This is a genomic window from Pantoea sp. BRR-3P (assembly GCF_039621635.1).
In the GTDB taxonomy this organism is placed as follows: Bacteria; Pseudomonadota; Gammaproteobacteria; order Enterobacterales; family Enterobacteriaceae; genus Pantoea; species Pantoea floridensis.
The window spans coordinates 3,285,004-3,307,699 of sequence record NZ_CP155066.1; the positions used below are offsets into that span (position 1 = coordinate 3,285,004).

Annotated in this window: 22 protein-coding genes; 8 read left to right on the top strand and 14 right to left on the bottom strand. The window is 53.8% G+C overall.

The genetic code is table 11. The features are described 5' to 3' along the window. Positions 1-14 precede the first annotated feature (14 nt). Positions 15-566, bottom strand: coding sequence for a 1,6-anhydro-N-acetylmuramyl-L-alanine amidase AmpD (ampD, locus tag AAGR08_RS15305; protein ID WP_345827262.1), 552 nt, complete (start codon positions 564-566; stop codon positions 15-17). Between the two features lie 182 nt (positions 567-748). Between ampD and nadC the strand changes: the two genes are divergently transcribed. From nadC to hofC, 4 genes are all read left to right on the top strand, one after another. Next, a complete protein-coding gene (gene nadC, locus AAGR08_RS15310) occupies positions 749-1,645 on the top strand; it encodes a carboxylating nicotinate-nucleotide diphosphorylase (RefSeq protein WP_345827263.1) in 897 nt (298 codons plus the stop codon). A 178-nt stretch (positions 1,646-1,823) separates the two neighbouring features. Then, entirely contained in the window at positions 1,824-2,267 is a 444-nt protein-coding gene (ppdD, locus tag AAGR08_RS15315; protein WP_097094924.1) for a prepilin peptidase-dependent pilin, read from the top strand. Then, positions 2,267-3,655 carry a type II secretion system protein GspE gene (gene gspE / locus AAGR08_RS15320; RefSeq protein WP_345827264.1) on the top strand — a complete coding sequence of 463 codons (1,389 nt, stop codon included), beginning with the start codon at positions 2,267-2,269 and terminating at the stop codon, positions 3,653-3,655. The genes ppdD and gspE overlap by 1 nt, the downstream gene beginning before the upstream one ends. Next, entirely contained in the window at positions 3,648-4,847 is a 1,200-nt protein-coding gene (gene hofC / locus AAGR08_RS15325; RefSeq protein WP_345827265.1) for a protein transport protein HofC, read from the top strand. The genes gspE and hofC overlap by 8 nt, the downstream gene beginning before the upstream one ends. A gap of 33 nt (positions 4,848-4,880) precedes the next feature. Here hofC and AAGR08_RS15330 read toward each other — a convergent pair whose 3' ends face one another. Then, the gene (locus AAGR08_RS15330; RefSeq protein ID WP_345827266.1) at positions 4,881-5,921 is read right to left on the bottom strand and encodes a GMP reductase; all 1,041 of its coding nucleotides are present in this window, start codon (positions 5,919-5,921) and stop codon (positions 4,881-4,883) included. Between the two features lie 219 nt (positions 5,922-6,140). Between AAGR08_RS15330 and coaE the strand changes: the two genes are divergently transcribed. From coaE to yacG, 3 genes are read left to right on the top strand one after another with little or no spacing between them, the layout of a single operon-like run. Then, complete coding sequence (gene coaE / locus AAGR08_RS15335) at positions 6,141-6,749, top strand: dephospho-CoA kinase (protein WP_097097596.1); 609 nt, start codon at positions 6,141-6,143, stop codon at positions 6,747-6,749. A gap of 4 nt (positions 6,750-6,753) precedes the next feature. Continuing rightward, the gene (gene zapD, locus AAGR08_RS15340) at positions 6,754-7,497 is read left to right on the top strand and encodes a cell division protein ZapD (RefSeq protein WP_097094927.1); all 744 of its coding nucleotides are present in this window, start codon (positions 6,754-6,756) and stop codon (positions 7,495-7,497) included. Positions 7,498-7,505: 8 nt separating this feature from the next. Continuing rightward, positions 7,506-7,703: a DNA gyrase inhibitor YacG gene (gene yacG / locus AAGR08_RS15345; protein ID WP_097094928.1), complete on the top strand. Its 198-nt coding sequence runs from the start codon at positions 7,506-7,508 to the stop codon at positions 7,701-7,703. A gap of 31 nt (positions 7,704-7,734) precedes the next feature. Here the strand turns inward: yacG and mutT are convergent, their stop codons facing one another. Further along, positions 7,735-8,130, bottom strand: coding sequence for an 8-oxo-dGTP diphosphatase MutT (gene mutT / locus AAGR08_RS15350; RefSeq protein ID WP_097094929.1), 396 nt, complete (start codon positions 8,128-8,130; stop codon positions 7,735-7,737). A 186-nt stretch (positions 8,131-8,316) separates the two neighbouring features. Here mutT and AAGR08_RS15355 point away from each other — a divergent pair, with 186 nt between their 5' ends. Continuing rightward, positions 8,317-8,712, top strand: coding sequence for a response regulator (locus AAGR08_RS15355; RefSeq protein WP_097094930.1), 396 nt, complete (start codon positions 8,317-8,319; stop codon positions 8,710-8,712). 42 nt (positions 8,713-8,754) lie between these two features. On the opposite strand, the gene secA is transcribed toward AAGR08_RS15355, so the two are convergent. From secA to murD, 11 genes are all read right to left on the bottom strand, one after another. After that, on the bottom strand, positions 8,755-11,460 hold the full coding sequence (gene secA / locus AAGR08_RS15360) for a preprotein translocase subunit SecA (RefSeq protein WP_097094931.1): 2,706 nt from the start codon (positions 11,458-11,460) through the stop codon (positions 8,755-8,757). Positions 11,461-11,537: 77 nt separating this feature from the next. Next, complete coding sequence (gene secM, locus AAGR08_RS15365; RefSeq protein ID WP_320204463.1) at positions 11,538-12,038, bottom strand: secA translation cis-regulator SecM; 501 nt, start codon at positions 12,036-12,038, stop codon at positions 11,538-11,540. Positions 12,039-12,312: 274 nt separating this feature from the next. Next, a complete protein-coding gene (gene lpxC / locus AAGR08_RS15370) occupies positions 12,313-13,230 on the bottom strand; it encodes a UDP-3-O-acyl-N-acetylglucosamine deacetylase (protein ID WP_097094933.1) in 918 nt (305 codons plus the stop codon). A gap of 101 nt (positions 13,231-13,331) precedes the next feature. Then, positions 13,332-14,486 carry a cell division protein FtsZ gene (ftsZ, locus tag AAGR08_RS15375; protein WP_008108602.1) on the bottom strand — a complete coding sequence of 385 codons (1,155 nt, stop codon included), beginning with the start codon at positions 14,484-14,486 and terminating at the stop codon, positions 13,332-13,334. Positions 14,487-14,557: 71 nt separating this feature from the next. Next, positions 14,558-15,814, bottom strand: coding sequence for a cell division protein FtsA (ftsA, locus tag AAGR08_RS15380; protein ID WP_007888634.1), 1,257 nt, complete (start codon positions 15,812-15,814; stop codon positions 14,558-14,560). Continuing rightward, complete coding sequence (ftsQ, locus tag AAGR08_RS15385; RefSeq protein ID WP_345827267.1) at positions 15,811-16,650, bottom strand: cell division protein FtsQ; 840 nt, start codon at positions 16,648-16,650, stop codon at positions 15,811-15,813. The genes ftsA and ftsQ overlap by 4 nt, the downstream gene beginning before the upstream one ends. A gap of 1 nt (position 16,651) precedes the next feature. After that, positions 16,652-17,572 (bottom strand): D-alanine--D-alanine ligase, encoded by a 921-nt coding sequence (locus AAGR08_RS15390; protein WP_345827268.1) that lies wholly within the window; start codon positions 17,570-17,572, stop codon positions 16,652-16,654. Further along, positions 17,565-19,040 (bottom strand): UDP-N-acetylmuramate--L-alanine ligase, encoded by a 1,476-nt coding sequence (gene murC / locus AAGR08_RS15395; RefSeq protein WP_097094936.1) that lies wholly within the window; start codon positions 19,038-19,040, stop codon positions 17,565-17,567. Before murC ends, AAGR08_RS15390 begins: the two co-directional genes overlap by 8 nt. A 70-nt stretch (positions 19,041-19,110) precedes the next feature. Further along, the gene (gene murG / locus AAGR08_RS15400; RefSeq protein ID WP_345827269.1) at positions 19,111-20,169 is read right to left on the bottom strand and encodes an undecaprenyldiphospho-muramoylpentapeptide beta-N-acetylglucosaminyltransferase; all 1,059 of its coding nucleotides are present in this window, start codon (positions 20,167-20,169) and stop codon (positions 19,111-19,113) included. Further along, a complete protein-coding gene (gene ftsW, locus AAGR08_RS15405) occupies positions 20,166-21,380 on the bottom strand; it encodes a cell division protein FtsW (RefSeq protein ID WP_097094938.1) in 1,215 nt (404 codons plus the stop codon). Before ftsW ends, murG begins: the two co-directional genes overlap by 4 nt. Then, positions 21,380-22,696 carry a UDP-N-acetylmuramoyl-L-alanine--D-glutamate ligase gene (gene murD / locus AAGR08_RS15410; RefSeq protein WP_345827270.1) on the bottom strand — a complete coding sequence of 439 codons (1,317 nt, stop codon included), beginning with the start codon at positions 22,694-22,696 and terminating at the stop codon, positions 21,380-21,382. The genes ftsW and murD overlap by 1 nt, the downstream gene beginning before the upstream one ends.

The following is a 22,696-nucleotide window of genomic DNA, read 5'->3' on the forward strand; positions in this document are numbered from 1 at the left end:
CTGCTCCTGCTGTCTCAGGGATTCTTTTGCCTGATGGACTCTCTATAGCGCAACCAGTCAAAAGCGGGACCGGGATCCGTTTTTCGCGCTGGTGCTATATCGCTGTGACCGGTGATGCGCGCGGGCGTCAGCGGATAATGCTGTAATAACAACGATGTCACCTGCTGTAAGGTGGCATATTGCGCGTCGGTAAAGGGCAACGTATCGGTGCCCTCCAGTTCGATGCCTATCGAAAAATCGTTGCAGCTCTCGCGCCCTTCAAACTGCGACACCCCAGCATGCCACGCACGCTGGTCAAAAGAGACATATTGCACCAGCTCGCCATCGCGGCGAATCAAACAGTGCGCTGCCACGCGTAGATGGGCGATATCGGCAAAATAGGGATGTGCATCGGCAGGTAGCGTGCCGGTAAACAGCCGATCGATCCACGGCCCACCAAATTCACCCGGCGGCAAGCTGATGTTGTGAATCACTAACAGCGAGGGAACTTCATCATTCGGACGCTGATTAAAGTGCGGTGAAGGTACTTTGCGTGCGCTGGTAATCCAGCCCTCTTCCAGTTTCATGCCGTTAAATCCTAAGCAAAATCAGGCTGAGAATAACATGTTTCAGACTTGGGGCTTGCGACTTAATGCGCCCGCCCATGTGAGTTCAGGATACTAAACATTTCATTGGTGATAACTGGCAATAGATGATAAATCACGCTAAGGTGAGCGCACGAAATTTCGTCTTGTAGAGTGGTAAAACCATGGCAACGCGTCGTTACGATCCCGATCAACGCCATCAGGCATTGATTAAACGAATTGAACAGGACATCCCCGAAGCCGTATCCCGCGCGCTTCAGGAGGATTTAGGGGGTGAAATTGATGCCGACCGTGATATCACCGCGTTGCTGCTCCCCGCAGAGAAACAGGCTGTGGCACAAGTCATCACACGTGAGCCCGGTGTTTTTTGTGGTAAACGCTGGGTGGAAGAAGTGTTTATTCAACTGGGCAACAAAGTAACGATAAATTGGCAAGTTGAAGATGGCCAGGCCCTCGTTGCCGATCAACCGCTATTTGAGCTTACCGGCCCGGCGCGCCTGCTTCTAACGGCTGAACGTACCGCACTTAATTTCGTGCAAACGCTGTCAGGCGTTGCCACCGAAGTCAGTCGCTATGTCGCCCTGCTGCAAGGCAGCGAAACCCAACTGCTTGATACGCGCAAAACATTGCCTGGCCTGCGCACGGCATTGAAATATGCGGTGCTGTGCGGTGGCGGTAATAATCATCGTTTAGGTTTGTCGGATGCTTTTTTGATCAAAGAGAACCACATTATTGCCAGCGGTTCGGTGCGCAACGCAGTAGAAAAAGCGCTGTGGCTTTCACCCGATGTGCCGGTAGAAGTTGAGGTTGAATCCATCGCCGAGCTACAGGATGCCATTGATGCAGGTGCAGATATCATCATGTTGGATAACTTCAGCCTTGAAATGATGCACACAGCGGTAGTGCTAACCAATAAGCGCGCGTTGCTCGAAGTCTCCGGTAATGTGACGGAAACCACCCTGCCGCACATTGCGCAGACGGGTGTCGACTATGTTTCGGTTGGTGCACTGACCAAACATGTGCACGCGCTGGATCTATCGATGCGCTTCCGCGAGTTGTGATTTCCTCTCTCCGCCGCTTAGTCGTGCGGCGGATTTGCGTGATGACTTCCACATTTCTGCTTTCTCACCTGCAATTCTGACGATTCTTTGCGCGTCGCTTTCCAACCTCGCGCAGACCTGACTTCCGCTTTGGCTCCCCCTTTTCTACCGTAGCGGCTCCACAACAAGGAGCCTTATCATGGAAAGACAACGCGGTTTTACCCTCATTGAACTGATGATTGTGATTGGCATCGTCGCCATTCTTAGCGCCATCGGTTTACCGGCCTACCAAAATTATCTGCAACGCGCAGCGCTCACCGACATGCTGCAAACCATGGTGCCCTACAAAACCGCGGTAGAACTCTGTGCCATTGAGCGTGGCGGCCCCGCCCAATGCCAGGCAGGACAACGCGGTATTCCTGCGGCTAAGGGTTCGCGCTATGTGGCAACGCTTAGCGTGGTTAATGGCACGATCACCCTTACTGGGCAGGAGAGCCTTACCGGGCTGGCGGTTGAAATGACACCAAACTGGAACGCCACCGATGGCACCTTAAGCTGGCAGCGTACCTGCACCAGCGATAACAGCAGCCTGCGTGATAGCTGCCTCGAACAGTTCCGCTTTGCTGACAAGGATGCCAAATAATGGACAATGCTAATGCTGCACTGCAAGCGTTGTGCGCACGCTATCAGGCGGTGATTTTGCATCACGATACCACGCAACTTCGCGTGGCAGTGGCTGAGACACCCGACCCACTGCTGCTGGAGGCCCTGCGATTCGCTAGCCAATGCAACGTCGATATTGAGTGCTGGCCTGCAGCGCGAATTGAGCAATTGTTACACGAACCTGAGCCCGACGCGGCCCCTCGCGAGCATGCCAATGCGGAATCGGCGATTAACGCGGTGGATCAAATACTGCGCCAGGCCATTCAGCGCCGTGCGTCTGATGTCCATTTCGAACCGCAGCGGCATGGATTGCGTGTGCGCCTGCGCATTGATGGTGTGCTGCACAAATTGCCGCAGCCCGCGGAAGCCCAGCCGGCTGCAATACTGGCACGCCTGAAAATCCTCGGTGGACTGGATATTGCCGAAAGACGTCTGCCGCAGGATGGGCAATTTACCCTTGAGATGGATGGCAAACTGGCGGCTTTCCGCCTCTCAACGCTGCCGATTAGCCACGGCGAAAAAGCCGTGGTGCGGCTACTGCAAAGTGAGAATAGCGCCATCACGCTCGATAAACTGGGCATGCCAGCCATACAGTTGCGGCTGCTGAAAAGCGCGTTGGCAAAACCTCAGGGGTTGATATTGGTTACCGGCCCTACCGGCAGCGGCAAAACTTTCACGCTCTACAGCGGGTTAAGCGCACTTAACGTGCCCGAAAAAAATGTATGCAGCGTTGAAGACCCAGTCGAAATTCCGCTGGAGGGGATCAATCAAACGCAGATACAACCGCGTAGCGGACTCGATTTTAATCGTGTGCTGCGCGCGCTGCTGCGCCAGGATCCTGATGTGATTATGGTAGGAGAAATCCGGGATGCCGAGACCGCAAGTATTGCCGTCAAGGCAGCACAAACCGGCCACCTGGTGCTCTCCACGCTGCATACCAACTCCACCGCTGAAACACTCACGCGCCTGCGGCAGATGGATATTCCCGGTTATCTGCTGGGCCCCGCGTTGCAGCTGGTGGTAGCGCAGCGGCTGGTCAGACGCCTGTGCGTGCATTGTCGTCAGCCAGGACAAGCCATCGCTCATTTACCCACAGAACTCTGGCCAGGCACGCTGCAAACCTGGCGAGCACCCGGTTGCGATCACTGCTTTTCGGGTTATTACGGGCGGCTGGCGCTATTTGAAATACTGCCCGTTACCAGCAAATTGCAAAATGCGATTTCGGCCGACATGCCGCTGGAGCATCTGCTGGCGCTAGCCAATGAGCAGGGAATGAAAACGCTGCTGGCTGCAGGACTGGAGGCGGTGAGCCGAGGCGAAACCTCCTTTGAAGAGATGCAGCGCGTGGTAGGGCTAGGCGATGGCTAATCTTTATCATTTCCGCTGGCAGGCACTTGATACGATGGGCGTGCTGCAGGAGGGGGAATCGCTTAGCGTCAGCCAGGATGCGCTGCTTAATCAACTCTCCGATCGCGGCATGCTGCCGGTGAGCTGGCAGCGTGGTAAATGCTGGCGCACGCGTGACTGGAAGTGGCAGCAGAAGATCGATCTGGTACGACAGCTGGCCACTCTCCTTAAAGCCGGTTTACCGTTGGCAGAGAGCCTGATACTGCTGGCGGAAGGCCATCCACATAGCGGTTGGCGGGTACTACTGAAAGGATTACAGCGGCGGGTCATCGCGGGAGAACCCTTCTCGCAGGCCCTGCAGGAGTGGCCGCAAATCTTTCCGCCGCTGTTTCCCGCGCTGATGCAAGTGGGTGAGTTAACAGGACAACTCGACGAATGCTGTCGCCAGCTGGCTCAGCAGCAGAGTAAGCAACAATATCTAAGGCAAAAAGTCGTGAAGGCGCTGCGCTATCCCTTATTTATCTTATTGGTGGCGCTCGCGGTCAGTGCCGGCATGCTGCTGTTCGTCTTGCCGGAGTTTGTCTCGGTGTATGCCAGCTTTGATGCACCGTTGCCCGCATTTACCGTCGCCGTGATGTCGCTATCGGCGCTGTTGCAGCAAGCCGCACTTCCGCTGTCGCTGATATGTGCGACTGTGCTGGGGATTGCGCAGCAAACATATCGGCGTTCAGTGCCCTGGCAAAAGCGCACGCATCAATGGCTGCTACGTATGCCGCTACTCTCTCCGCTGTGGCGCGGCGGACAACTCAGCCAGATTTACGCCATCCTGCAACTCACGCAGCAATCAGGTTTAACCTTGCTGCAGAGCCTGCAGGCGGTTGAGGTTACGCTGGTGTCTCGTCTATGGCGTGATGCGATTGTTCAGTTGCAACAGCACATTGCTGCGGGTGCTCCGCTCTATCAGGCTCTTCAGCAACATCTGCTTTTTACGCCACTCTGCGCGCAGCTGATCAGAGTGGGTGAGGAGGCAGGTGCGCTGGATGTGATGCTTGCGCGTTTAGCAGAATGGCATGAAGCACAAACGCTGGCGCGTGCAGACGCTTTGGCTGCCTCGCTGGAACCGATGATGATGGTGGTGATTGGCGGGATTGTCGGCACACTAGTCATTGCGATGTATCTGCCGGTATTTGGCTTAGGGGATGCGATTCGTTAACGGGCACGCGCAGTGCGCGCCCGCTATCTCTGCTTAACGCGTAAACACGCGGTTTTCCTGTTCTGCTACGCGGATAAAGGTGGTGCGCTTAGTCAGCTCTTTCAAACGCTCTGCGCCCACATAGGTACAGGCTGAACGCAAACCACCGAGGATATCCTTTACGGTATCTTCAACCGGGCCACGCAACGGCAAGCGCACAGTTTTACCTTCAGCTGCACGGTATTGCGCCACGCCGCCGACATGGCGCTTCATCGCAGATTCGGAGCTCATGCCGTAGAACAACATAAACTTCTCGCCCTGATCTTCAACGATGGTGCCTTCACACTCGTCGTGCGCCGCAAGCATTCCGCCGAGCATGGTGAAATCTGCACCGCCACCGAACGCTTTGGCAATATCGCCAGGAACCGAACATCCGCCATCGCTGACAATTTGTCCACCCAAGCCGTGCGCAGCATCGGCGCACTCAATAACAGCGGAAAGCTGAGGATAGCCAACACCGGTTTTCACTCGCGTGGTGCATACCGAGCCGGGGCCAATCCCGACTTTAACGATATCTGCACCAGACAAAATAAGCTCTTCTACCATCTCGCCGGTCACCACGTTTCCTGCGCAGATAGTCTTGCCTGGGAAGCTTTCACGTACCCGCAGCAGAAATTGCACGAAGTGCTCAGAATAGCCATTGGCCACATCAATACAGATAAAATTAAGCTGCGGCGATAACGCCAGAATCGCAGACAACTTTGTGAAATCTGATTCTGATGTACCGGAGGAAACCATCACATAGTTCAGCACCGTTGACGGGACACGCTGCACAAACGCTTGCCAGGCCTCGACGCTATAATGCTTGTGCACCGCGGTGAGGAGGTTAAAACTGGCGAGAGCTTCAGCCATGGTGAATGTGCCAACGGTATCCATATTGGCGGCAATAATCGGTATGCCACTCCAGCTTAAGCCAGAATGTTTAAAGGTGAAGGTGCGTTCCAGTTCAACCTCAGAACGACTTTTCAGGGTGGAGCGTTTTGGGCGGATCAACACATCCTTGAAACCCAGTTTTAAATCTTCTTCAATACGCATAGCTGATTGTCCTGGTTGGTGACGACGAACCGCAGTTCGGGTAGCACTCACGGCTCCAGTGTCGTTATCATACGCGCCATTCGTTCCGCGACAAGACTGCGAATTTCACTTTATTTAGGCTACAATCCCTTAAATTTAGCTGAGAAAAATGATTGTGATCCTGCTCTCATCTTGCTGCGGTCAATGGCTGCTCACGATTTAAATTTTTGCGAGAACGCTATGCCTTATACCGTTGCGCTCACCGGTGGCATCGGCAGTGGTAAAACCACGATCGCCAATGCTTTCGCCGCGCTAGGCGTTGATATCATTGACGCTGACGTCATTGCCAGAGAAGTGGTTGAACCTGGAACGCCGGCGCTAAAGGCGATTGTTCAACGCCACGGAGATGCCATCCTGACGGCTGAAGGCACACTCTATCGTGCTCGCCTGCGCGAAATTATTTTCCAGCAGCCGCAAGAAAAAAACTGGCTCAATCATTTGCTCCATCCGCTTATTAATGCCCGCACGCAGCAGCTAAAGTTACTGGCTGCTTCACCCTATGTTCTTTGGGTGGTACCGCTGTTGGTGGAAAACGGCCTACAGCACCAGGCCGATCGGGTATTAGTTGTTGATGTGGATGCGGAGACGCAGTTGCAGCGTACACAACAGCGCGATGGCATTTCATTGAGTCAGGCGAAGAATATTCTTGCCGCACAGGCCAGCCGTGAACAGCGCCTCGCCTGTGCGGATGACATCATTGATAACAGCGGTAAGCCTGAACAGGCTCTACTGCGCGTTGCTGAACTCCACCAGTGCTATTTACGCCTGGCAGCAACCGGAAAGGATTAACATCATGAGTACAGTTGTTCTCTTTGAACACCCCTTAAACGAGAAGATGCGTACCTGGTTACGCGTCGAATATCTGATCGACCAGCTGCATGAAACCGTACCCGTAGATGGTTCGGTCTCGGCACTTGGCGTTTTTCGTACCCTTAGCGACCTACTGGATATTTTTGAACGCGGTGATATGCGCACTGAACTGCTGAAAGAGCTTGAGCGTCAGCAGCAGAAATTACGCGCCTGGCTGGATGTGCCCGGCGTTGACGAGCTGCGCGTCGATAACTTACGCCTGCAGCTGAAGCAATTTTCGAGCGAGTTAATGGCGGCACCTCGTATGGGCCAACAGTTACGCGAAGATCGCCTGATTGCGCTGGTACGGCAGCGTCTAAGCATTCCCGGCGGCTGCTGTAGTTTCGATCTGCCGAGCCTGCATATCTGGCTGCATCAGGAACAATCCGTACGTGATGTGCAGGTTAATGGCTGGCTTGAGTCATTGAATCCGTTGCGTAACAGTTTGACGATGATCCTCGATCTGGTTCGTCAGTCCGGCGTTTTTCGTCATCAAACCAGCCTCAATGGGTTTTATCAAGACAACGCCGAAGGCTCTGACCTATTGCGTCTGCAGTTAACCCTGGAAGATGCGTTGTACCCGCAAGTCTCGGGCCACAAAAGCCGCTATGCGATTCGTTTTCTACCGCTAGACAGTGAACGCGGAGAAGTGCCAGCCCGACTGAATTTTGAATTAGCTTGTTGCTAGAGGACGTTATGCCGGAAGAGATTATTACCGTACCTTGCCCTAATTGCCGCAGAGATGTGATCTGGGATGAGTTGAGCCCGTGGCGGCCATTTTGCAGTAAACGTTGCCAGTTGATTGATTTAGGTGAGTGGGCTGCGGAAGAAAAACGCATTCCCAGCAGCGGTGACCTGACGGACAGCGATGACTGGAGCGAAGAGCAGCAGTAACAAAAAAGTAAGGGGCCAGCAGCCCCTTAACTTAAATCTCGCCGGCTACCAGACGACCTATCAGCTCATGGTTTGCCGGAGGAAATTCATCCGCAACCAAATCCTGCTGTTCAACCCAGCGTTGTGGCTGCCCTTCTCGTCCATAAGGTTCACCGTTCCAACCCTCTACCAGGAAGAAATGCAGCGTAACGCGCAGATCGTCATAACTGTGATCGGCCTGGCCAATCGCAGTAGCCGCAGTGACTTCAATGCCGGTTTCTTCCATTAATTCACGTTTTAACGCCTGCTCAGCAGTTTCATCTTGTTCGATTTTTCCACCAGGAAACTCCCATTTATTAGCCATGTAGGAGCTTGCCGCGCGCTGAGCCAGAAAGATTTGACCATCTGTATTGCGAATGATGCCCACCGCAACCTGCAGGTGTTTCATAAGCTGGATTCCGCTTTTAATAAGTGAGCGCAAAGTGTAAATCAGATGCTAAGCGATGTTAACCCGCGAAGGGGAAGTGACGTCTGGTGTCGCACAAAACTCGCGTATTGAGACAGGTCGTAATGATCCCGACCGGGAATGTTGGGAATACTCGCTGCTTCTCTCTTCTGCTAAACCCGATTACCTATGGAATTCGAAGATACAACGCTGCTGGAGCAAAACAAACCTGAACATCCCCACGCTCTACGACATTTGGCATTTCACGATGTGTTGACGTTAGACAGCACGCAAAACACCTTAACCTGGTGGCCTGACCATAAAATCATCCCGCTAAATGAAGCGCAAAAGCGTTTTCTCTCCTGCCTGTTGCTGCGCATCACCTCTAAACATCAGATCATTGCCACTGTATGGAATGAAAGCTATCCGAGCATCAGTGATAATAATTACCATCAGCTGCTCTTTCAAAGCAGAGCATTGTTTAAGCGCTTTGGCTTGCCGGATGGGCTGCTTATTACTCTGCCCTACCACGGCGTACGATTAAACGAAGAGAAACTGATCGCTTTTACGCAGAGATTCTCATAACGCGATAGCAAAGAAAAAGGAGCCCTGAAGCTCCTTTTTCTATCAGGCCAAACGTCCGTGGCACTGTTTGTATTTTTTGCCGGAACCGCATGGGCAAAGGTCATTACGCCCTACTTTGCGTTCGCCACCTTGTGCCGCTAAGGCTTCGGCTGCTGCAGTTGCATCATCAACATGGCTCAACTGCTGCTGCTGTGCTAAACGCTCAGCTTCTTCACGACGCTGCTGCTCCATCGCTTCAACTTCTTCTGGCATGCGTACCTGCACCTTGCTTAAGGTGCTAATCACTTCATACTTCAGCGACTCCAGCATGGCGGCAAACATTGCGAAGGATTCACGTTTGTACTCCTGCTTGGGATCTTTCTGCGCATAACCACGCAGGTGGATCCCCTGGCGCAGATAATCCATTGCCGCCAGATGCTCTTTCCAAAGTGAATCCAGCGTTTGCAACATCACGCCTTTCTCGAAGTTACGCATCATCTCAGCGCCAACCACTTCTTCTTTAGCAGCATAGTTTTCGGCAGCGTTACTCATAATACGTTCGCGCAGCGTCTCTTCATGAAGGTCTGGCTCTTTATCCAACCATTCGGCAATCGGCAAATTCAGATCGAAGTCATTACGCAGACGCTCTTCCAGTCCCGCCACATCCCACATTTCTTCCAGCGACTGCGGTGGAATGTACGTATCGATAGTGGTTTTGTAGACATCTTCACGGATGCTGTTGATGGTTTCAGACACATCAGAAACATCCAGCAGTTCGTTGCGCTGGCTATAGATAGCACGACGCTGATCGTTAGCGACGTCATCGTATTCCAGCAGCTGTTTACGAATATCGAAGTTGCGACTTTCCACTTTGCGTTGAGCGTTGGCAATTGCTTTGGTCACCCATGGATGCTCAATCGCTTCACCTGGCTTCATACCCAGTTTACGCATCATGTTTGATACGCGGTCCGAAGCGAAGATACGCATCAAGGCATCTTCCATCGACAGGTAGAAGCGTGAAGAACCGGCATCACCCTGACGACCAGCACGACCACGCAGCTGATTATCGATACGACGTGATTCGTGACGCTCAGTACCAATGATGTGCAGGCCGCCCGCCGCCAGCACTGCATCATGACGCAGTTTCCAGGCGGCTTTCATCGCCTCAATTTGCTCTTCAGTCGGCTCGTCCATGGCGGCAAGCTCAGCCTGCCAGCTACCGCCCAGCACGATATCGGTACCACGACCAGCCATGTTGGTGGCGATGGTTACTGCCGATGGCTGGCCTGCCTGTGCCACGATATCCGCTTCACTGGCGTGGAACTTGGCGTTCAGTACGCTGTGTTTGATGCCCGCGCGCGTCAGCTCATTGGAAACCACTTCAGATTTTTCAATCGAAATTGTACCTACCAATACCGGCTGACCTTTTGCCGTGCAGTTACGAATGTCTTCAATAATGGCATCGATCTTCTCTTTCTCAGTCATATAAACCAAGTCGGCCATATCTTTACGCACCATCGGGCGGTTAGTTGGCACCACGATAGTATCGAGCTTATAGATTGAGCTGAATTCAAACGCTTCGGTATCGGCGGTACCGGTCATACCGGCCAGTTTCTCGTAGATACGGAAGTAATTCTGGAAAGTAATGGAGGCCAGCGTCTGGTTTTCATTTTGAATTTCCACGCCTTCTTTCGCTTCAACCGCCTGATGCAGACCATCTGACCAGCGACGACCTTGCATGGTACGACCGGTATGTTCATCGACGATGACCACTTCGCCATCTTTCACGATGTAATCCACGTCGCGGGTAAAGAGCGCATGGGCACGCAGTGCCGCAGTAACGTGGTGCATTAACATAATGTTGGTTGGAGAGTAGAGAGACTCACCTTCTTCCATGATGTTTTGGCTAACCAGCAGCTCTTCAACTTTAACCAGGCCGCGCTCGCTCATGTGTGCCTGACGCGCTTTCTCATCAACCCAGAAATCGCCTTCACCCTGGAAGGTGTCAGAGTCTTCTTTTTCCTGACGAATCAGATGCGGGATAATTTTGTTTACCTTGGTATACAGCTCAGAACTGTCTTCGGCTGGACCAGAGATGATCAGCGGCGTACGCGCTTCATCGATCAGAATGGAGTCAACTTCATCCACCAGCGCATAGTGCAGTTTGCGCTGAACACGCTCTTCAGGGCTGAACGCCATGTTATCGCGTAGATAGTCGAAGCCGTATTCATTGTTCGTACCGTAAGTAATATCAGCCGCATAGGCTGCACGCTTCGCTACGGCTGGCATATTAGGCAGGTTAATACCGATGGTCAGGCCAAGGAACTCAAACAGTGCACGGTTATTTTCGGCGTCGCGCTGCGCCAGATAGTCGTTGACGGTGACCACGTGCACACCTTTACCGCTTAGCGCGTTCAGATAAGCAGGCAAGGTCGCGGTCAAGGTTTTACCTTCACCGGTGCGCATTTCAGCGATGCAGCGATCGTTTAACACCATGCCGCCAATCAGCTGGACGTCAAAATGACGCATGCCGAATACACGCTTACTCGCTTCCCGCACGGTGGCGAAGGCCTCAGGAATCAGGCTTTCAAGGCTTTCGCCCTTTTTCAGGCGCTCACGGAACAGATCGGTTTTTGCTTTCAGTTCATCATCAGAGAGCTTAACGAAATCCGGCTCCATCTTGTTGATGATGTCTACCACTTTGCGCATACGACGCAGAGTACGATCATTGCTGCTGCCAAATACTTTAGTTAACAGTTTGATTAACATAATAAATTATTCTCTTTTCAGCCGTGACTTCACGGACTGCAAAATCTAAAACAGGATGTGGAAAAAAACGTTAGCAGTTAGGCAATGAAAGGTCCGGCGCGGATGCCATGGATAGCAGCCTGCCAGTCAGCAGAAGTGTGGATTTGCGGTTCCCGGTGGCGCAGTGCTAGCTGTGGCTCAACGGCATTAAGCGGTTGCGTAGGTGATGTCAGTAGCGCCTGAAGCGAACCAATCAACGCCAGTTTTTGTGCCGCTAATGGTACAGCTTGATTGGCCTCCGCCTGAGCAGGCGGCGTCATGCTAAAAGAAAGATGTCTGATAACTGTGCGGATGGCATGTTGATGCCAGTAATCGACGTTAAAACTTGGTCGACGCGCACTTTCCTGCAGACGAATCAGATGATCGAAATGGACAACATTGCCAACAAACAGGCTGCTGATCGGCGAATCGTTCGCCGTGGGCTCAGAACTTTGCGCACAGGCAGGCAAACCCAAACTGGCCGCCACCATCCCTAATAGGAGATGAGGCCAGAAGTAGCGTCTGCCTAATTGTCGCCAGCGTGAGAAAATCCCGATCACAACCCGTCCACAATGCATTGAATAAAAGGATAAAGCCTTCGCGTGAGTCTGCGTTACCCGGCTTATATGAGCGCCAGATAATAGCACTTATGTTGCGCTTCGACACCAGTGTTTAAAGGGGCTTCGGCGGAATTCACGTTTTTTTGTACAGGGTTTCGCCAGTCACGACAGTGAAATGAGATCGGTTTTGCAGGATTAAAAGCGAGGCAATAAAAAACGGCAGATTCCACTGACCGGAGAGGGTGTCAGCGAAACCTGCCGCATTACGTCTGACTTACGCCAGAACTAAATTAGGTGCTTTGAATGCCAGTGGCAGTTCAGCTTCGTCTTCGAAGGTAGCCCATTCCCAAGCTTCCTGCTTCGCCAGAACCGCTTGCAGTAACTTGTTATTCAATGCATGGCCCGATTTAAAGGCGGTAAATGCGCCAATAACATTGTGGCCGCACATGAACAGGTCACCGATCGCATCGAGCATTTTGTGACGAACAAACTCGTCTTCAAAGCGCAAACCGTCTTCGTTTAATACGCGGAAATCATCAAGGCCAATCGCACAATCTAAACTACCGCCCAGGCACAGGCCTTTAGACTGCAGATATTCGATTTCACGCATAAAGCCAAAAGTGCGCGCACGGCTGATTTGACGCACGAAATTCTCAGCCGAGAAGTTGAGCTGGTAACGCTGCGAACTTGAGTCAATCGCTGGATGTTTAAAGTCGATAGTAAAGTCGAGTGAGAACCCGTTATAAGGTTTGATCTCAGCCCACTTATCGCCATCTTCCACACGCACGGTTTGCTTAACACGCACAAATTTCTTCGCGCTGCTCAGCTCTTCAATGCCTGCATCCATCAGCAGATAGACAAAAGGTGCGGCACTGCCATCCATAATCGGGATTTCCGGTGCATCAACTTCAACAATAATGTTGTCGATGCCTAAACCCGCCAGTGCGGCGTTCAGGTGTTCAACTGTTGAAATACGCACGCCTTCATCATTCACCAGGCACGTACTTAGCATGGTGTCGCGCACATATTTTGCATCAGCCGGGAAATCAACCGGTGGATTCAAGTCAGTGCGACGATAGATGACCCCGGTATTAGCCGACGCAGGGCGTAATGTCAGCGTGACTTTCTTGCCGGTATGTAAACCGACACCTGTCGCCTGAACAATACGTTTTAATGTCCTTTGTTTGATCATCGCATTATCTCGCAATATTACCCTTCCGACCGCCAGTATAAATTACCGGCGGGGGAATACTTTAGCACAAAGAGCGGAGAATCCCAATTCTCGGGATATTCTTAGTCAGCCTGTTTACGCAGGAAGGCTGGAATATCCAGATAATCAGGTTCTTTGCTTGATGCGGCAGGCTGGTCATTAACCACTTTAGCAGCAGGTTTCTGCTCCTGCGGCAGCGGCGCCATGCCGTGCTGCTGGTAGCGATGATCCATCACTGGCTGTGTGGCTGGCTTATTCGTTACCAGGGTGATTTCTGGACGCTTATCCATGCCAATACCGGTCGCAACTACGGTGACACGCAGTTCGTCGTTCATCTCTGGATCCAGAGAAGTACCAATTACTACGGTAGCATTGTCAGACGCGAAGGCGCGAATAGTGTTACCCACGGTTTCAAACTCATCCAGACGCAGATCGAAGCCAGCGGTGATGTTGACCAGCACGCCGCGCGCGCCAGAAAGATCGATATCTTCCAGCAGCGGGCTTGAAATCGCCATTTCAGCGGCTTCTTCCGCACGATCTTCACCGCATGCCACGCCTGAACCCATCATGGCGTAACCCATTTCTGACATCACGGTACGCACGTCTGCGAAGTCAACGTTCATCAAGCCAGGGCGCGTGATCAGCTCAGCAATACCCTGTACAGCGCCTTTCAGTACATCGTTAGCTGCGCCGAACGCATCCAACAGCGAAATACCACGGCCTAATACTTTCAACAGCTTGTCGTTTGGAATAGTGATCAATGAATCGACGTGCTTCGAAAGCTCAGCGATACCCTGCTCAGCAAAAGCCATACGCTTTTTGCCTTCAAAGTTGAATGGCTTCGTTACCACTGCAACAGTCAGGATACCCAAATCTTTGGCTACTTCAGCGACCACTGGCGCAGCACCCGTACCGGTACCGCCGCCCATGCCTGCTGCGATAAACACCATGTCTGCACCATCCAGCGCAGCACGCAGTGCTTCGCGATCCTCTTCTGCAGAGTTACGACCCACTTCTGGGTTCGCACCTGCACCGAGACCTTTAGTGATATTGGTCCCGATCTGGATCGTCTGGCCGACCGCTGTCTTACGCAACGCTTGCGCGTCGGTGTTCACAGCGAAGAATTCCACACCTTCGATACGCTCGCGTACCATGTGCTCTACGGCGTTACCGCCGCCACCGCCGACGCCGATGACTTTAATCACCGCGTCATTGGTTAATTCCATAGGTTCAAACATGATTTCTCTCCGTTATGTGCCTGTCGCCTGGAGATCATAAACATTGCCAGCATGATCTCCTTTTTCAAAAATTAAAACTCTTTCTTCAGCCAGCTATTGATTCGCTTAAACCAATTGCCCACCGAAGCACGTTTTTCCGTTTCCGCATCACCGTTCATATGTGACTCTTTGCCATAATGCAGCAGTCCAACCGCCGTAGAGTAATACGGCTCCTGCGCATAATCCGTCAGGCCGGTGATGTTGAGCGGCTGTCCAATGCGCACCTGCGTGTGGAATACACGCTGTGCACAGGCTGCCAAACCTTCAATCTGCGCCGCACCACCGGTCAGCACGATACCGGCCGCCAGATGATGTTTTACGCCCTGCTGGCGCAGCTGCTCCTGTAGTTGCAGAATCTCGTCGTTAACCAGATTCAACAGTTCGGTGTAACGCGGCTCAATCACTTCGGCCAGCGTTTGGCGCTGCAGGCTGCGAGGTGGACGTCCACCGACGCTCGGCACTTCGACGTTTTCGTCTTTGCCGACAATCGAGCCTAATGCACAACCGTGACGCACTTTAATCGCTTCCGCGTCGGTAGGCGGTGTACCAAAGGCGTAAGCAATATCGCTGGTCACCACGTTCCCGGCATACGGGATCACTTTGGTATGACGCAGCGCTCCGCCAGTATAAACAGCGATATCCATTGTACCGCCACCGATATCAACAACACAGACTCCCAGCTCACGTTCATCTTCAGTCAAGACGGAAAAACTGGAAGCCAGCCCGGCAAAAATCAGTTGGTCAACTTTCAGGCCGCAACGTTCAACGGCTTTAACAATATTTTTTGCCATATCGTTGTGGCAGGTGATCAGATGCACCTTCGCCTGCATACGTACGCCGGAAAGGCCTACAGGATTTTTGATGCCTTCCTGATAATCGATGGCATATTCCTGCGGTATCACATGCAGGATACGATGCTCATCACGTACGCGAACGGATTTCGCCGTATGCACTACGTTCTCTACATCATCCTGAGTCACTTCCTCTTCCGAAATCGGAACCATCCCGATTTCGTTCTGGCAACTGATATGTTTGCCCGATAATGCAAGGTAGACCGAAGAAATCTGGCAATCCGCCATCAGTTCAGCCTGATCGATGGCGCGCTGTACGCATTTCACCACCGACTCAAGGTCGTTTACGCCGCCTTTATCCATACCGCGAGACGGGCAACTGCCCACCCCAATAATATTGACCATACCATCGGGCAGAATTTCCCCAACCAGGGCGGACACCTTTGCGGTGCCAATTTCGAGTCCTACTACCAGTTTTCTGTCCGTTGCCTTGATCATTGTGGTTTAGCCTGTGCCTGGTTCTGTTGCTGATTACTGTCCTGTGGCGCTATCGGTGCCGCTGCCCAGCCCACTGCGGCGCCCGAGTCGTAGCGCAAATCGACGTAGGTAATGCGCTGATTTTGACTCTGGCCCTGCTGCTGCAGCTCCGGATAGAGCTCAATAAAACGGTTCAGACGCTTCATGGTATCGCTGCGTCCCAGCTCAATGCGCACATCGTCACTGGTCACTAATTGCCATGAGCGCCGCGCCGTCATCGACGCGACCTTCAGGGTAAACTTGTTAGCCTTTAACACATCACTCATGGTGTGATAGCCGGCCAACACCTCATTTTCACTGCCTTCCGGGCCATAAAGCATTGGCAAGGTTTCTTTGCCAATGTGACTGGCCGGAACGCTGAAGGAGACGCCATCGGCGTCAACCATATGTGAGTCGTTCCAACGTGCCACCGGAACATACTCCACCAAATTTATCTTCAGCTCATCAGGCCACTGCTTCCGCACACTGACCTGCTTTATCCAGGGCAAACGCTCGATCTGCTGTTGAATGATATCGACGTTCTGCGACATGAAGGTCCCAGGCGCGCCGAGCGATAAAATCGCCTGGCGAATATCATCATGCGTGGTGTAGTGGGTTTGCCCCGTCACAACCAGCCTGGATAACGGCAAGCGCGACGCGTCATTCATCCACTTCAGCACCACAAGGCCGCCCGCCACCATAATGCCTAACACTATCAGCAGGAACACGATGCCAAACAGTCGTGCACCGTTGCTACGCCCGGAGCGCGCACGCTCCTGAGGTTCACGATTGCGTACTCGTATCGCCGCCTGAGACATATCAGTCAGCCAGCTCCAGAATACGCGCCACTAGCTGCGGGAAACTGTATCCCGCCTGCTTCGCCGCCATGGGTACCAGACTGTGGCTGGTCATGCCTGGTGAGGTATTCACTTCCAACAGCTGGAAATTGCCCTCGCCGTCAGCCATAACGTCCACACGTCCCCAGCCGCTGCAACCCAACGCGCGCCAGGCTGCCCACACCAGCGTCTGCAACCCTGCTTCCTGCTCAGCGCTTAAACCGCTCGGACAGAAGTACTCAGTATCGTCAGAAATGTATTTAGCTTCATAGTCATAGAACTCGCTGGCGGTTTTAATTCTGATTGAAGGCAGAATTTGCTCACCCACGATGCCCACGGTGTACTCGGCGCCGCTGAGAAACGCTTCAATCAGCACGTCGTTATCGTGACGAAATGCCTCTTCCAGCGCGGCGGGTAGGGCGTCCGCATGATTCACACGGCTGATGCCAACGCTGGAACCTTCACAGCTGGGCTTCACAAACAGCGGTAAACCCAGCGCCTGAACGGCGGCGGTGGTATCTGCATCTAAACCTTGCTGATACTGCTGACGCGTCAGCCAGACAAATTTGCCTGAAGGTAATCCCCTGCCCTGCCACAACAATTTACTGCGCAGTTTGTCCATGGTGATCGCCGAGGCCATTACGCCACTGCCGGTATAAGGGAGCTGCAGGAACTCCAGCACCGCTTGCAAGGTGCCGTCTTCACCACCGCGACCGTGCAGCGCAATAAACGCTTTCGCAAAGCCTTGCTGTTTTAGCTCCAGTACCGACACATCACGCGTATCGACAGCATGCGCATCAATGCCCATTTCACGCAGTCCGGCCAGCACCGCCGCACCTGACATCAGCGAGACTTCACGTTCGGCCGAGGTGCCGCCCATCAATACTGCGACCTTCTCAGTCATGACGCGCCTCCATTTTTACCGCAGGCTGCAGGGCGTTTTCCGCCAGCTTACGTGCAATCTTGCCGATGTTGCCTGCGCCCTGAACGATCACCAGGTCATCACCTGACAGCAACGGGGCCAATGCATCTGGTAAGGCATCATGCTCAGAGACCAGAATCGGGTCCACCTTGCCACGGTTACGAATCGCGCGGCACAGGGAGCGGCTATCGGCGCCCGGGATGGCGGCTTCACCGGCCGGATAAACATCCAGCATCAGCAGCACATCCACCTGCGACAGCACGTTAGCGAAATCATCAAACAGGTCACGCGTACGCGTGTAACGATGTGGCTGGAATACCATCACCAGTTTCTTCTCAGGCCAGCCGGCACGTGCGGCTTTGATGGTGACATCCACTTCGGTTGGATGATGGCCGTAATCATCGACCAGCATCGCGCTGCCGGGATTGCCATTGACGGCGGCGGTATCAAACTCGCCCAAGACATCAAAGCGGCGTCCGGTGCCCTGGAAGCTCTCCAGCGCGGCCAGAATCGCGTTATCTTCAATCCCCTCTTCGCTGGCCACCGCCACCGCCGCCGCCGCGTTCAATGCGTTATGACGGCCAGGCGCATTCAGCGTGACGTTCAGCACTGGCTTGTCCTGACGGATCAGCGTGAAGTGCCCCTGTGCGCCACGCTGCTCGTAATTTTCAATACGCACGTCAGCGTCATCGCTGAAGCCGTAAGTTGTGACCTGACGGCCTACACGTGGAATCAGGTCACGAATCACCGCGTCATCCACACACATCACCGCGCGTCCGTAGAATGGCAGGTTGTGCAGGAAGTTAATGAACGTCTGCTTCAGATTCTCGAAATCGCCCTGATAAGTGTCCATGTGATCCGCTTCGATGTTGGTCACAATCGCCACCATCGGCTGCAGATGCAGGAAGGACGCATCGCTTTCGTCCGCTTCGGCGATCAGGTAACGGCTGCTGCCAAGGCGCGCATGTGTACCTGCAGCTTTAACCAATCCACCGTTAACGAAAGTCGGATCCAGGCCGCCTTCGGCATAAATACTGGTTACCATCGCGGTAGTGGTGGTTTTGCCGTGCGTTCCGGCAACCGCAATGCCGTGACGGAAACGCATAAGTTCCGCCAACATTTCCGCACGGCGAATCACAGGAATACGCTGCTCACGCGCGGCCACTAATTCCGGGTTATCTTGCGCTACGGCCGTTGAGACCACGACAACACTCGCATCGGTCACGTTTTCTGGACGATGGTTGAAGTAAATCGTTGCGCCCAGCGAGGCCAAATGCTGCGTCACGGGGTTTGGCGCCAAATCAGAACCGCTGATGTGATAACCTTCGTTCGCCAACACCTCGGCAATACCGCCCATGCCAGCACCACCGATGCCAACAAAGTGAATGTGCCGGACGCGACGCATCTCGGGCACAATAGAACGCAGTTTTGCCAATTGTTGTGTATTCATCTGTTTCAATTACCTGTTTTTCCCGTTTGTACCCGCTTAAGGTACGGGCCAAATCAACTGGCCGATTAATTTACTTCGCGACGCGCGCCACTTCATTTGCAACCCGCTCGGTTGCATCGGGAATCGCCACCTGACGGGCTTTTTCTGCCATCGCCAGTAATGAGGTGCGATCCCAGTGACGCAGCGTGTCCGCTACAACAGACGCAGTAAACTGCGGCTGCTCGAAAATTTTGGCCGCGCCCGCCTTTTCCAACGGCAGCGCATTCCAGTACTGCTGACGATCTTTGTGCTGAAACGGCACGAAGATCGCCGGTAAACCTGCGGCAGCCACTTCGCTAACCGTCAAAGCCCCAGAACGGCACACCACCACATCCGCCCATGCGTAGGCTTCGGCCATGTCATCGATAAACTCAGTGACTTTGTGCTGCGGCTGGCCCGCGGCGCGATAAGCCTGCTGCACGGTTTCCAGCCCGCCTTTGCCGGTTTGATGCCAAACCGTAATGGCTTCACCCAATTCCGCAGCCACCTTTGGCACGGTCTGATTGAGGATGCGTGCGCCCTGGCTGCCACCGACCACCAGCACGCGAATCGGGCCGAAACGTCCACTCAGCCGCTCTGCCGGTAACGGCAGGGCTAGCACATCGGTGCGCACCGGATTCCCCACCACTTCAGCCGTTGGGAATGCGCCCGGAAATGCCTGCATCACTTTGGTGGCGATTTTCGCCAGCCACTTATTGGTCAGCCCGGCAATGCCGTTCTGCTCATGCAGCACCACCGGAATGCCGCAGCTCCACGCGGCCAATCCGCCGGGACCCGAAACGTAACCGCCCATGCCCAGCACCACATCCGGTTGCCAGCTCTTCATAATGCGACGCGCCTGGCGCCAAGCATTAAAGATGCGCACGGGTGCCAAAAGCTGCGCTTTCACACCTTTGCCGCGCAAACCGCTGATGCGGATAAAATCAATTTCGATACCGTTTTTCGGCACCAAATCCGCTTCCATACGGTCAGCGGTTCCGAGCCAGCGTACCTGCCAGCCCTGTTCCATCAGGTGATGGGCAACGGCCAGACCGGGGAACACGTGTCCGCCAGTACCGCCTGCCATGACCATCAGCCGTTTGCCACTCATCGAGCACCTCGGGTAAACGCCTGCGCTTTTGCCAGACGCGTTTCATAATCTATGCGTAATAAAAACACGATGGCGGTCGACATGATGATCAGACTCGAACCACCGTAACTGATCAGCGGCAGCGTCAGACCTTTGGTGGGCAGCATACCGGCTGCCGCACCGACATTAACCAGCGCCTGGAAGCTGAACCACACGCCAATTGAGCAAGCGAGGAAGCCTGAGAAGCGCTGATCGATCTCCAGAGCACGGCGACCAATCGACATCGCGCGAAAAGCGACGAAGAATACCATCAACAGCGCTAAAACCACACCGACATAACCCAACTCTTCACCGATGATGGAGAAGATAAAGTCGGTATGGGCTTCTGGCAGATATTCCAGTTTCTGTACCGAGTTGCCTAAACCCTGGCCCCAAAACTCACCGCGACCAAAAGCCATTAAGGATTGCGTCAGCTGATAGCCGCTACCAAAGGGATCTTCCCATGGATTCCAGAAGGAAGTGACGCGGCGCATACGGTAAGGCTCAGCGATGATCAGCAGCACCACAGCAAAAATGCCGGAGCCGATAATCGCCAGGAACTGCCACATTTTCGCACCGGCGAGGAACAGCATCGCCAGCGTGGTAACAAACAGCACCACCACGGTACCGAGGTCCGGCTGTGCCAGCAGAAGTACTGCCAGCACCACCATTACGCCCATTGGTTTACAGAAACCCCAGAAGTTATTGCGCACTTCTTCCACTTTGCGCACCAGATAGCTGGCGAGATAGCAGAACAGCGTTAACTTCGAAAGCTCGGCTGGCTGAATACGCAGCGGGCCAAGGGCAATCCAGCGAGATGCGCCGTTAACGGAGCTGCCGACAACTAATACAATCAGCAGCATGACGACCGAAACCATCAGCATCACGTTGCTATAGCGCTGCCAGAAATCCATTGGGACACGTAATGTCACCAGCGCCATACCGAATGCCAGGGCGATATAAAATGCATCACGCTTGGCAAAATAGAAGGGATCTTCGTTGAGGCGCTGGCCTACTGGCATTGACGCCGATGTCACCATAACAAAACCGATCAGCGCCAAACCAAAGGTCAGCCACAGCAGCGTTCGGTCATACAGCACCACCGGCGCATCATCGTTATCACGCGCGCCCATCACCCAATCGCGTAAGCGAAGTGACAGATAGCTGGCTATACCGGAACCGGGAATACGCATCAGCTCAGCTCCTTCGCCAGTTGCGCGAACCGATCGCCACGCTGTTCAAAATTACGAAACTGATCGAGGCTGGCGCAAGCCGGTGATAACAGCACCATGTCGCCAGGCTTCACCTGAGCGGCGATCTGAACCATCGCCTGCTGCATAGTCTCGGTGCGCGTTGCGATTTCCGGGCGGAGATCCGCTAACGCGTCGCCATCGCGGCCAAAGCAGAACAGCTTCACGTTGTCGCCTTGCAGATAACGCGCCAGCGGGCTGAAATCAGCCGACTTACCGTCACCGCCCAGCAGCAGCCATAGCGTACCTTTCACCTGCAGGCCATTCAGTGCCGCTTCGGTGCTACCCACGTTGGTGGCTTTTGAATCGTTAATCCAGCGCACACCGTTAGCTTCATGTACCAGCTGGAAGCGATGCGCCAGGCCAGTGAAGGTAGTAAGCGCTTTTAAACTGGAGGCACGCGGAATATTTACCGCATCGGCCAATGCTAACGCAGCCAGCGCGTTGGTGTAGTTATGCTGACCTACCAGCGTCATCTCATCGGTATTCAGAACCTTTTCGCCCTTCACTCGCAGCCAGGTACTGCCCTGCTGCTGATTGAGATGATAATCGCCAAGGTTGATACCAAAGCTCACGCAGCGCTGATCGACGCCGCGTACCGGCATGGTCATGCCATCGTCGGCATTGACCACGCAGACGCTGGCGTTTTCGTAAATGCGCAGCTTGGCTGCACGATATTGCTGCATGCCCAGCGGATAGCGATCCATATGATCTTCAGTAAGATTGAGGATCGTTGCCGCCGCCGCTTTCAGGCTATGCGTGGTTTCCAGCTGGAAGCTGGAAAGTTCTAATACATATAGCTGAGCCGGTGATTTCAGTAGTGTCAGCGCGGGTAAACCGATATTGCCGCCCACGCCCACCTGCCAACCTGCCGCGCGAGCCATCTCGCCCACCAAGGTAGTTACGGTACTTTTGCCGTTGGAACCGGTAATCGCCACAATCGGTGCCTGGGCTTCACGGCAGAACAGCTCAATATCGCCGATGACCTCAATCCCGGCATCCGCTGCTTCGCTTAAGGCAGGATGAGCCAGCGCGATGCCAGGGCTGGCGATAATCAAATCAGACGCCAGCAGCCAATCGCTATTGATACCGCCAACATAGCGCTCCACCGAGGCTGGCAGTTTTTCCAGTCCCGGCGGCGAGACACGGGTATCCATCACGCGTGGCGTTACGCCTTGCGCGAGGAAGAAATCAACACAGGAGAGGCCAGTGATGCCTAATCCAATGATGACGACTTTTCTGCCCCGATAGTCAGCCAT